Origin of the sequence: Methanospirillum hungatei (genome assembly GCF_020216685.1) — an archaeon.
Taxonomy (GTDB): Archaea; Halobacteriota; Methanomicrobia; order Methanomicrobiales; family Methanospirillaceae; genus Methanospirillum; species Methanospirillum hungatei_B.
The window spans coordinates 1-11,298 of the sequence record NZ_JAIWNS010000174.1 but is presented as its reverse complement, the minus strand read 5'-3'; the positions used below and the strand labels follow the sequence as shown (position 1 = coordinate 11,298).

Annotated in this window: 10 protein-coding genes and 1 pseudogene; 4 read left to right on the top strand and 7 right to left on the bottom strand. The window is 46.3% G+C overall.

Translation table 11 applies throughout. The features are described from left to right. The 4 genes from LDL35_RS10950 to LDL35_RS10935 all read right to left on the bottom strand — a co-directional run. Positions 1 to 761: hypothetical protein (locus LDL35_RS10950; RefSeq protein ID WP_304022373.1), on the bottom strand; the 761-nt coding region annotated here is incomplete at its 3' end. Positions 762 to 945: 184 nt separating this feature from the next. Beyond that, on the bottom strand, positions 946 to 2,043 hold the full coding sequence (locus LDL35_RS10945; protein WP_304022372.1) for an ATP-binding protein: 1,098 nt from the start codon (positions 2,041 to 2,043) through the stop codon (positions 946 to 948). A 33-nt stretch (positions 2,044 to 2,076) separates the two neighbouring features. Then, on the bottom strand, positions 2,077 to 3,876 hold the full coding sequence (locus LDL35_RS10940) for an aconitase X (RefSeq protein ID WP_304022371.1): 1,800 nt from the start codon (positions 3,874 to 3,876) through the stop codon (positions 2,077 to 2,079). A 13-nt stretch (positions 3,877 to 3,889) separates the two neighbouring features. After that, a complete protein-coding gene (locus LDL35_RS10935) occupies positions 3,890 to 5,650 on the bottom strand; it encodes a dipeptidase (protein WP_304022370.1) in 1,761 nt (586 codons plus the stop codon). A gap of 339 nt (positions 5,651 to 5,989) precedes the next feature. Between LDL35_RS10935 and LDL35_RS10930 the strand changes: the two genes are divergently transcribed. Continuing rightward, positions 5,990 to 6,688 carry a VIT1/CCC1 transporter family protein gene (locus tag LDL35_RS10930; protein WP_304022369.1) on the top strand — a complete coding sequence of 233 codons (699 nt, stop codon included), beginning with the start codon at positions 5,990 to 5,992 and terminating at the stop codon, positions 6,686 to 6,688. Positions 6,689 to 6,701: 13 nt separating this feature from the next. Beyond that, complete coding sequence (locus LDL35_RS10925; protein WP_304022368.1) at positions 6,702 to 7,334, top strand: TMEM175 family protein; 633 nt, start codon at positions 6,702 to 6,704, stop codon at positions 7,332 to 7,334. A gap of 169 nt (positions 7,335 to 7,503) precedes the next feature. On the opposite strand, the gene LDL35_RS10920 is transcribed toward LDL35_RS10925, so the two are convergent. Continuing rightward, positions 7,504 to 8,058 (bottom strand): hypothetical protein, encoded by a 555-nt coding sequence (locus LDL35_RS10920; protein WP_304022367.1) that lies wholly within the window; start codon positions 8,056 to 8,058, stop codon positions 7,504 to 7,506. 161 nt (positions 8,059 to 8,219) lie between these two features. Next, positions 8,220 to 9,089 carry an HD domain-containing protein gene (locus LDL35_RS10915; protein ID WP_304022366.1) on the bottom strand — a complete coding sequence of 290 codons (870 nt, stop codon included), beginning with the start codon at positions 9,087 to 9,089 and terminating at the stop codon, positions 8,220 to 8,222. Positions 9,090 to 9,235: 146 nt separating this feature from the next. Between LDL35_RS10915 and LDL35_RS10910 the strand changes: the two genes are divergently transcribed. Both LDL35_RS10910 and LDL35_RS10905 read left to right on the top strand, forming a co-directional pair. Then, entirely contained in the window at positions 9,236 to 9,727 is a 492-nt protein-coding gene (locus tag LDL35_RS10910; protein WP_304022365.1) for an HNH endonuclease, read from the top strand. Between the two features lie 164 nt (positions 9,728 to 9,891). Then, on the top strand, positions 9,892 to 10,731 hold the full coding sequence (locus LDL35_RS10905; RefSeq protein ID WP_304022364.1) for a class I SAM-dependent methyltransferase: 840 nt from the start codon (positions 9,892 to 9,894) through the stop codon (positions 10,729 to 10,731). A 359-nt stretch (positions 10,732 to 11,090) separates the two neighbouring features. Here the strand turns inward: LDL35_RS10905 and LDL35_RS10900 are convergent. Next, positions 11,091 to 11,298, bottom strand: a pseudogene (locus LDL35_RS10900) (alpha/beta hydrolase); the annotation flags it as partial.

Genomic DNA, 11,298 nt, shown 5'->3' with positions numbered 1-11,298 from the left:
TTTGGTTCATCAATAGTTGCAATGTCCCGAAATTCAGTGATCCAGGAATGGGTCCCGCTTGAAACTGCAATGGCGACGACAATCCCGGTGAATGACTCATACGGGCCGGTATTCTGAATCATATCAATGATGGTATTATAAATTATTCCCATCTGATAATGAAGCAGAGATACCAGGGCACATAGTTCAATATCCCGGTTTTCCTTGATGTCATATCGATAGAGGAGATGAATTCCCTCGTACCATTCACGGAATTGCAGGTGAGAAAGACAGTTGAATGCATCCGGACTTCCTAATACTTCATGAGTAATTCTCTGGTTTCCAAGTCCTTTCTCTCTTATCAGTTCTTCCCATAGCCTGATTGACAAATCCCGATCCCCAATACGCCCTGCGGCGATAAATGCACATTCTTTTTCATGTTCATCTGTGGGATTGGTAAGGAGCGGATGCAGGGATTTTTTCACCCCTTCAATGTCGTTTAAACCTGCATAATGGGAGGCATATCTGAGCATCCGCATCCCTTTTCCATAATCACACTGAATCTGATCAAGGCATCTTATGGCTTTTTCATGTTCTCCAAGAAGAGTAAGTAAACTCTCGCAGTCAAATGATACTGGAAAATTATCTGGATCATCAGCCCCTATCTCTTCATACTCTGAAAGAATCTCCTGAATCAGGGATTTTGATAGTCGATCTCCGATGAGATCAAACGTGTCTGTAAAGTCCTCTACTAAATACCTCTTCGCTAAGATAGGGCTCATTCCTTAGTATATCACCCTGGATAAAAAAGGATGTTTCATCACGCATGGAAAATACAATAAAAAGTAGTCCCGGGGGGAGTGTTCTAAAATTACCGGAGAAATACCGCAAATCACCAGAATAATTTACAGGCTTGTGATTGTATTCTGTGATATAATAATTTTCGGTATTGATCTCTTCATCTCTTCATTTTGGAACACTCTGGGTCTTCTGTTCATCATGCATGCGATTTTCCATCCGCATCTTTCCCCATTCGGTTACATCCGTCGCTATCGGATCACGCTCATGCACAGGCCTTTCAATCAGGCTCAGTGCTTTGGAAGGACAGGTGATGATACATACACCACACCCGATACATCGTTCTTTTAAAACCCGAAATTCTCCATCCTCATTAGCGATCGCATCCATCGGGCAGCGTTCATCCCTGCAGATCCCACATGCAATACAGGCATCCTCATCGATATGGGCCATATAGTTGCTTTTGGCAATCATATATGGGGCCTTGAACTCCTTCAGAGCCCGTATCATCGCACAACTGCAGGAACAACAACTGCAGAGAAAGCCTCCGGGGACATTCATTATGTTATAGGTAGTGTGAACCAGCCCTTCCTGGCTGTTCTTCTCTAGTATTTGTAACGCCTCTTCCCTGGTGATGATCTCGCCCTCCGGATTGAAGTAATCAAAGGCGTTCTCTTCCATGGAATATTGGATACAGTTATGAATGGAATGTTTACAGGGATCTCCCAGAAGGTTCTTCTCTTTCCGACAGATACAGTCCTGAACCCTGAATGATTTGGCATTATTGATGATTTGACGGATATCATCCTGCTGGAGCACCTGAAGATCGGTTGGAATTGCGGCATTGACCGGTATGACACGAGCGATATGAGGTGCATGACCCCCAGTAACCTTCATGAGATGGGGACCGTACTCTTCGATGAGTTCGGCAAGTTCTTTTGTTAATCTTTCTTTACGTTGAAATTCAAAGATCCCAATGACAAAAGGAATAAGCCGGTAGACCTGCTGTCCTCCTATTGATAGTGAGCCTATCTGTCCCTTTTCAGCCATCTGATCCAGCATTGCACGGGTCTCCTCAACCGGTTTTGAAAGTCTTGCGGCAACCTGTTCCGCAGTCTCAGGAGCCGGCGTCATCTGGAGTGCCATCTCTGCATCTTCAGGGGAGAAGATGATCTGTAAGATCCTAAGTTCAACCCCTGTATCGGTAGAGGGGAACCCCTGTGGCAATTCATCCAGTTTCTTTGCTAATCGTTTATATACATCCATAATGTTTCTCCACCCTGGGAAAGAAAGAGGATATCAGTTCAGCCACTTAGTCTGAACATACGTGCCGGTTATCGCTGCCTGGATGACATCTTTTCGTGTTCCAAGCCAGTTCTTCGGCCAGCCTATACCGGCAAAGAGCATAGCAACTTTCAGGCTGTCGGTGGCAAAGACAAGGTTCTCCGCATCCGCAGGTGCCCTGACGACCATACCCGGACAGGATGAATGCACGACCCGTGCTCCGCTGGCCTCTATCTTCTCAAGGATACCTGCCTTTTTCGCTGCACTGTAATTCACATAGTCGGTGTAGAGCCAGAGCCGTGTGGTTACCTTCTGTCCATTCAGCATCTCAGCAATATCTGCGAGTTCTTCAAACATCAAAAACGGACAGCCGATAACCGCTGCATCAATACTGGTCTTCTCTGTCTGTCGAAGGTTCTGATACACCGCCGCAAGATCTGATTTGGTGATATGAACACGCTCAACATCCTTAGGGATCTCCCCTCCGAAAGCCTCTTCAATCGTCCTTGCTTCAGGAGTGATGCCAACGATATGGATCATGGGATAGGTCAGTGCAGGGGATACACAGGCACAAAATGCCTTTGCCTGAGCATTTGTCATCCGTTCCAGCCCACATACAACAGGTACCCGGTCGCCAGCCCGAAACCCGATTGCTCCGCCAAGTGCAACATAATCCCCGACATCATCAAGTTCCTGTACTACGGCAGGGTCAACCTCAAAGATCATCTGACCGATCCGGTTCTCCGGCAAGTGAACCCCGTATTCAGGCATAACACCGGTTATTGCAGCGTAGAGGACCATGTTCGCAGGGTCCCTGTTTACCCTCGCTCCAATCATGATATTACTGTATGCAGCAGCGTTCGACTCTGAAGTAACGAGGATTTCACCAAATTTTGGCGGAGCCAGGTGGGCATAGGGGATACAGGTCGGGATTACCGTAGCACCCATCTTCTTCAGATTTTCATGAACCGGAACCATCCCCTTGAACACTTCTCTGGCCGGTGCCATAACGGAATAATGCCAGGGCATCCCTTCATCATCGACAAGGTCATCTCCCATGGCTGTACTCTCAACCGTGGTCGGCACTCTTACCCTGGCCCCCATATTCGCGAACTCTTCAAATGCAGGCCATGCCCCGACGGTATAATCACGACTCTGATGATCATCAAAGAGGTGGGCGGAACATATCGGCACCATACGTTTTGATCCCATCCCTTCAGCAAATTTTACCAATCGTTCCATGGCTATCTGTTTTGGTCTGCCATGCTTTCCGGCTAGCATCTCCTGTTCATAGAGGGTAAGTGAGACGTTACTTTTTTCCCACCCTTTTTTTGGTGAGGATTTTAAATCTGCCAGTTCTGCTCGCCGTGCAGGATCTTTTGGATATATCTCAATAATCCCTTCATCTCCTGCCTTTGGTGCAGTTATCTTTACATAATCACCGGTCTGAATAACAGTCCATGGGTCCACATCAAAAGAGTCAACTGCAGGAATCCCGGCATCAATGGCACCACCAATACTGATCGGATGGACAGTCCGACAGATGAGAGCCTTTGGTGCTGCATTTGTCACCTTTGCCTTGAAATAAAGGCCCCAGGCACCCCCGGTAGAGAATTTGTCAGTGTCATATACCACAATCTTACCGGCATACGACTGTCCAACAAGAGGATGGCCGAATATCCTGATAATCCCGTCAGAAGTGACTGCATTCACGAGGTGGCTTAAAAAACTTGAAGTGGCCAGAGCTTCTCCTTCAGCATTTCCTTCAACTCTGGTAATTCCCCTCAAAATAATAGGATTTTCATTATTCTGCATAATGAGCCCTCATTTATCCGGTCTGATACGTCGCAATATAGGTGAGTGGATCTCCTGTGATATTTACTTCCTCCCCGACATATTTTACGTCAGGAATCGCCTGTAATCCTTGAATATCATATACCCGTGGACCGTACTGATACCGGGCATATTCATACCACCAGTCAGGATACCCGATATTGCTGATGGTTTTATTATCAACATCATTGTAATTCCCGTTTCGGTACGTCACAATCATCTTCCCCATGAGTTTTTTCCAGTCATCGAGTGCATGCAATGCCGTCTCGCTGGAATATTCTGTCAGGAATTCCCGTGCAGATCGTTCGTTCGTCTTGTAGAGTTCAAGCGCTTTTGCTTCAATTGCCGACTGGTTCGCGATTGCCGCCCCCTCGATCCGCTCCTGTTCAGCCTTAATTTCTGGAGCCATGTAACTGTACATGAGCCGTGCATAATTCTGAAGCAGTTCATATGGCCAGAATGCAGTATTTAAATCAAACTCCCAGTGGGAACCGTGGAGATACGGTGCCGGCATGTGATATATTCCGGCATAGAACGGAAGATAACACGTCTCTGCAGGAGATGATAACCCAAGCCAGCAGATCCCGCCGATAGGATCAGGGAGATCAGATCGGCCCTGACAGACATATGAGTATCCACACGGATCGGTAGATATCGGTCGTGGCCAGGACCCGGGTTTTAACTGTCCTTCATAGGGAGCGTCATGCAGATCAAACGGACCCCATACCCGGTAGGGATCACCAAACGGACCTCCTGCAGGGGGTGCAGTCAGATCATATACCGTTCCTTCATAATGATCCCGGAAGATGGAGAGTGCATTTGTGATGTTTACCGGAGCATCCGGCTTAATTGAGAAGGGATATGCCTTTGAGAACGGACCTTCGACATAGGGTGAGAGACCCAGTGACGGGGCCAGACGGTCAAAGATTCTCCATACTCTGCCCTGAGAGTAGTAGGGATGCGAATATTCACCGATGCCAAACACCTGTGCCCAGTCAAGGGGGCCGTCTTCCGGTTTCCACCAGCCCATCGTCTGTGCATCATCTTTGAGGTTTTTCCCAAATATCTGATCAGGGTTATCCTCAGAAAGTTCCCGAATCCTGAACTCATTTGCGGCAACAAAGATCTCACCAGGAGGAATTCTCTGGGCAGCCCAGTACCCTCCGGTCCCGTCAGGAGTTCCGCCACACATCTCGATAACCCAGGCGTCTGATGGGTCGGCAAAGATGAGAGTCTCACCGGTTCCGTAATATCCATAGGTGTCGATAAGGTCCCCTATGAGAATCACTGCCTCTTTTGCTGTTTTACATCGTTCAAGTGCGATATTGGAGAGTTCAGAACTGTAAAAGATGCGTTTCCCCTTCTCTGCCCCAGGATGAATCTTTGCATAGTCCGTGCATTCTCCGGTCATGAGCTGATGTTCATTAATTATCCCGTAACTTCCGGTAATGTAGGCATACGTATGGTTGACCTGGGGAATCTCACCGATTATGATCGTTTCAGTGTCTGATGCAGCTGCTTCGCCAAGGAACTCTCCACCACTGTTAGGATCATACACAACAGGCCTCATTGCCCCTGCCGGATGATCTTTTGCGATGATATGACGAAATGAAATCATATCCTCCCGGATCTGGTGCCCGATCAGACCAGGTCCAAACCCGTCATTTGAATGTCCGACAAACGTGGAACCATCCTCTGATGCTTCATTAGTAACAACAAAGGTTGTACATCCAAGTCCTGACGGGATAAAACCCATCAAAATTAGGAGAATAACTGGAATTAGCCTCCACTCTACCATGGTTGTGTATTTTCCTCATGGAATATATAAATTCAATGAGTGTGACAGAAGTGATGGGATGGCCATCTATTATGTATCAAGGTATTCAGGATGTATCGTTTAAATAAAATATTAAAAATACAATTTAATACTCTTTGGAAAAAAGAAGTATGCGCAGTTTTCTCCTGAATCATTGAGGTTCTGTTCTCCCTTCTATCGGAAATGAGTTCTGAATTATGCAACATTTTTTCTTTTTCATAATAGCTTGAAAGAGGTATTTTATCCGAACACTCACAACACTGAAACAGGTATATCATAATGTCGGAAGAGTCGTTCATATCACGTATTAAACAATCGCTGGCGGCTTCATATGGCGAAGTCGTCTTTGGGATGTCAGATGGGACTGTATCTATTCTGGGTCTGGTCCTTGGTGTTGCTGCTGGAGCAGACTCTGCCAATGCTGTTGTCCTTGCCGGTGCCACCGGAGCCATTGCAGCCTCGGTCTCGATGATGGCCGGCTGCTTTATGGAGATTGAGTCTGAACGGGACGAAGAAGAGGAAGAGAACCAGGAGCGGATTGCTGCAATCAATGAAAACCCTGAGGGAGCAGTATCAGATCTGATGGGGCTGCTTCAGAATTCAGGCCTCTCACAGCAGACCATCAACTCCATTCATGCAGATATCTCAAAAAATCCTGCCACCATATCCGGATTAGAAACGGCGATCGCTGCCAGTCAGAAGACTATCGGGCAGAAGACATCCCCCGTGATCCATTCAATCTGGATGTTTCTGTCAGATCTCTTTGCCGGTCTGACTCCGGTCATTCCCTTTGTCTTATTCCCGATGCACACCGCCTGGATCATCTGTATCGTGGTTACTGCAATCCTGCTCCTCCTCCTTGGTATTGGCCGGGCACGGATCAGCAACAGAAGTCCGGTCCGGACAGTCATGGAAACGATGGGAATTGCCCTTGCTGCCGCTCTTGCCGGTGTGTTTGTCGGTATATTGCTCTCATAATCCGGAGGAGTGCATGAAAAGAAGTGATTATTACGAACGGCGTGGTCTGGACCGTATTATCGGGATTAGTGATGCAGTCTTTGCATTTTCCCTGACCCTCCTGGCAATTGATCTGGTCGTTCCCGATCTCCAGAAACAGCAGGATGCACTTCTGGTCCAGGGACTTGCTGATGAATACTCCCGGTTCCTCTACTTTTTCCTGACCTTTATCATCACTGCAGCATACTGGTCAAATCATCACCGGATCTTCAGATTTATCGTCGGGTATGACGGTATTCTGATGCGGCTGAATACCTTTTTCCTGCTGTTCATCATTATGATGCCGTTTGTGACAAAACTCATCAATGAGTATGGTCATCTGCAGATAGCAGTAATTATTGCTGCAATCGGGTATGCCGCTCCCGGGTTACTGCTGGGGCTGATATGGCACTATGCATCAAAGCGGTACATGCATATCAATAAAGATCTGCCAGAGGATTTTGTCAGACTGACAAGAATAAAGAATTATATCAGTCCCGGTATCTTTCTCCTCTCAATTCCGCTCTCTTTTATCAGGCCGTCTTTCGCCCTCTATTTCTGGCTCTTCCTCTTCCCTGCGCACATCATCGCTGATATTCTGTTTCCTGACATCATAGAGGATGATTAACCGGCCGGCCAGGGACCTGAATTAAGCTCCCTCTCTCTTTTGCATGGTATTCACAAAGATTACTTCGCAGCCTGGAGCAGGTCATACAGGGCGCGGGTTCCTCTGCAATGGTTTTTGAAAAAAGATTTGAAATGGTCAATCCATGACCTGACAATTTTCTAAATTTTGATTATGTCTGACTTCTGGCTTTCGCATATGCCGGGTATTTCATGGTGAAAACGATACCGACGATGATGGAGATCCACATGTAAGCATCACCGAATATCCCCAGAGAATCCGGATAATAGAATGTGTATATACTCTTGAGTAATCCCAGGAAAAAGAGAATTCCCCAGAATGCGGTGAGGTCTTTATTAATCTGAATAAATACTGGGTTCTCCCAGCGTTCGCGGGGAACATCCCGTTTTGCATACTGGATGGTGAAGGGAATACCAATTGCAAGACTTCCAAATGCAATTCCCGTGAGAACTGTATTTGATGCAATTCCAATATACGGGATGATACTATACCATTGAAGGACTATCAGGGCAATGACCATTCCCACAAAGAAGAAGAATGTTATCCAGGGCACTATGAGCTTGTCCCGCATGTCCCGGTATCCGACGATTATTGAAATAACTAAAGAGATAACAAGGGCGGTTTCAAGTTCAACCAGAGAATGTCCGGCAAATAATCCGAAAAGGATCCATGGCAGAAATGAAATCAAAAATACAATTGGATTCATTTTTTAACAGCTTTGTTATTATTCAATTTATATTTTTTGAATCCATAATTAGTTCCTTAAGTGTGTTCTGATGATTTTTTAACCCCTGGTTGTCTGCAAATACTATTTCGATATCTGCTTTCCTGATCAGATAGGGATAATTCATTCATGCATCCGTCTTTTTAATAGATATACTGGTCCTGGAGCGGAATATAGACATTAACATGATCTTTTAACAATCCTGCATGTATCTTTGGTATCAGTGTTTCATGAATCTGAAACATCCCGGCCAATTGGGACATGACAATCTGTATCTCAACCGGACGATTCAACCCTCTCGTGATTATCACATCATCGATTGCCAGGGTGGATATTGCATGCATGGAAGCGGTGGAGATATCAGTCGAATGACATGCACGCCCCTTGGTCATATCACTGGCATCAGCAACACTGATAATACTCCCTTCGATGGTCAGAGGTTTCGGGTCTCCGTGATGGGAATGAATCGCCGAGAGAATGAAGGCTCTGATAAGCAGAGCGGTTTTCGGGTCAGGATAGATGACCGGCAGGATCATATCAAGGATTGGCTGGGCCAGCATCATGGAGTGTGACAGGTGGGAATCCCGGTGAATTGCATTCCCGATATCATGGCAGAGGGCACTTACCAGGACTATGAGGGTTGCATCATCCAAGTCTCCCCCCTTTTTTATTATATCCGGTTTGATATCAGATGAGCAGAGCAGATCCAGGATGGTAAGGGCAGATGCTGCGGTGACCTGTGCATGGGTCCTTCCATGGTCATTCATCCTCAGCCGTTCGGTGGTCGTAAATGCTGCCATGTCCCAGAGGACGGATATATGGCTGACTTTTGTTAATAACTCCCAGGCAAGGGAGGTCTTTGGATATGGGCTGATATGGTCTTCGATTCTCTTTCCAGCTGAATGTCTGACATCCGGCTTGAGAATGTGATCCTTATATGGTGAGAGGTATGGGGAGGGTGCATTGGTATTATCTTCCGTGATTTTCGTGCATGAACGGGCGGTTTGATTCATGGTATGTTTTCATGCACCTCAGTGCAGATAGGGGTTTGGTCATGAGACTATAGTTCCTATGATATTATCATATCTCTCTATATCTTCACGTGGCTTCATTGCTTCATAGAAAACACTATATGTTCTCATGCTGATTTACTGTTTGGATGAATCAATCCGGTGAGTCTGCCCTGAACCACACCGGGCTCTGTCGCTGGTGTGAAATGCCTCTTGATTCTGAACACTCCTTTGATTCATGCTGCTCTTCCCGGTGCAGGGATCTCTTTTATTCATGGGTTGAGCAGGAACATGCATCTATCAGGGGAAGAAGGCCACAGTATTGGAATGTTATCCGCAGGCAGATACTGGAGCGGGATGGGTACCGGTGTCAGATATGCGGAGAACAGCGTGATCTTTCAGTGCATCATGTAATCCCGCTTTCTGAAGGAGGGGATTCAACCGCGTCAAATCTTCGTGTTCTCTGTCATTCCTGTCATCAGCAGGCTCATGGGAAAAGAGCAGTACGGGACCGGACGAAAAAGCGTTTCCGTATCAGAATCCGGTATAAACCCATGTTTGTTCCGGCTGTACTGGCCTGTGAATGGCTCTGGAATGATCACCGGTATTACTGGTATGAGATGGCTGATGAACAGGTGTGACCTTATCACCACCATTTCTTTCGAAATTCTCTATCTTTTTCAATTTAATCTGGAAATTCTGCAATATTCTGGGTCGCTTTTTTCATACACAAAAATGACATATTGGTCTTTAAAGTGGAATAGATCAGAAAGCATTTCACATCTTCATTCCAATGTGTTTCCCCATGGATGTAACGCTTATCTGTTCAATGTTTGAAGGATTGCCCAGGCAGGGTCCGGGTCTTGACGAAGCAACAGCATTTGCCTTCTCTTTTCTTCCTCCTGATGCCAAACGGGGGAAGATCCTTGATATCGGATGTGGATCCGGTATGCAGGATCTGACTCTTGCCCGGATCTGCCCGGATTGTCAGATTACTGCTACAGATCTCCATCAGCCGTTTCTGGATGATCTCACCAGCCGGGCACAGAAAGCCGGACTTGACAGGAGAATTACGACCCGCCAGGCATCGATGGATAATCTGCCATTTGATGAGAAGTCATTTGATATCATCTGGGCAGAAGGTTCAGCGTTTATCATTGGTATTCTCCCGGCTCTGCAGACGTGGAAGAAATTCTTAAAACCGGGCGGATATATGATGATCTCTGACTGCACCTGGTTTACTGATTCTCCGTCAGAAGAATGTGCACAGTTCATGCATGAGATCTCTCCAGATATGCCAACCGTGGCACAAACAGAGGAGATGATACGGGCAGAGGGGTATTCACTGGTCGGGTCATTTAGGCTTCCTGATACCGGCTGGTATACTCATTATTATAATGCGTTAGCCGCACGGCTTGGGATGCTCAAGGAGAAATTTGCCGGGAATCAGGATGCACAGTTCATCATTCAGGGACTGGAGATGGAGATGGACATCTTTCGGAAATATTCAAAAGAGTATGGGTATACGTATTTCATCATAAATTGTGATCTAGGACAGGAGGGACTGATTTTTCGAAAAAGTGAGAGATCATCTCATTATCCCTTTTCACGGGCATATTGCAAATACTCTGGCAGGAAATCCTGAGCCGTCCAGGGGTTTTGGGAATGCCGCGATAATCAGAGCTCCGGTTTCAGGAACCTGATCCAGATTTGTCAGAAGTTCAACCTGGTATGTATCCTGGGAGAGGTACGTAGGTCTCGAGCGGATATGTATCCTCACTTACTCCAATGCCGGGATCGGTATCGGTTGTTTCATGGCCGGATGCGGTAATATTTTGCTCTTCGTACAGATAGGTGAGTACTTCCTGGCTCCATCCAGTAATAAAATGAGTAATTCCCCTGATTCGAATCAATAAAAGAATAGGTTTCTGGGTATAATTTTTTTTGCATTGTTCATTATCCTACACCTCGTTGGAAATTCTCACGAATACGAACCAATCGGACTTACGTGATATGTGAGGATAACCACCCAGTATATCGTTCTAACTGCTCATCCGTATGGAAATAATGCTCTCCGTCATCCATAATTTCCACTATAGACGGAAATTTTCCGGTAAACTGTTGTATCGTATCAAATTCGACCAGATTATCCTTTGCTCCGTATAAGATACGGGTATTAACATCCCATCTCTCAACCGGGTGCTCTAACACA

Coding starts and splice junctions, on each gene's coding strand:
- LDL35_RS10935 (WP_304022370.1), bottom strand. CDS start 5,650: ATGGGTTTTATCCCGTCAGGACTTGGATGTACAACCTTTGTTGTTACT.
- LDL35_RS10920 (WP_304022367.1), bottom strand. CDS start 8,058: ATGAATCCAATTGTATTTTTGATTTCATTTCTGCCATGGATCCTTTTC.
- LDL35_RS10940 (WP_304022371.1), bottom strand. CDS start 3,876: ATGCAGAATAATGAAAATCCTATTATTTTGAGGGGAATTACCAGAGTT.
- LDL35_RS10910 (WP_304022365.1), top strand. CDS start 9,236: ATGAATCAATCCGGTGAGTCTGCCCTGAACCACACCGGGCTCTGTCGC.
- LDL35_RS10930 (WP_304022369.1), top strand. CDS start 5,990: ATGTCGGAAGAGTCGTTCATATCACGTATTAAACAATCGCTGGCGGCT.
- LDL35_RS10905 (WP_304022364.1), top strand. CDS start 9,892: ATGGATGTAACGCTTATCTGTTCAATGTTTGAAGGATTGCCCAGGCAG.
- LDL35_RS10925 (WP_304022368.1), top strand. CDS start 6,702: ATGAAAAGAAGTGATTATTACGAACGGCGTGGTCTGGACCGTATTATC.
- LDL35_RS10915 (WP_304022366.1), bottom strand. CDS start 9,089: ATGAATCAAACCGCCCGTTCATGCACGAAAATCACGGAAGATAATACC.
- LDL35_RS10945 (WP_304022372.1), bottom strand. CDS start 2,043: ATGGATGTATATAAACGATTAGCAAAGAAACTGGATGAATTGCCACAG.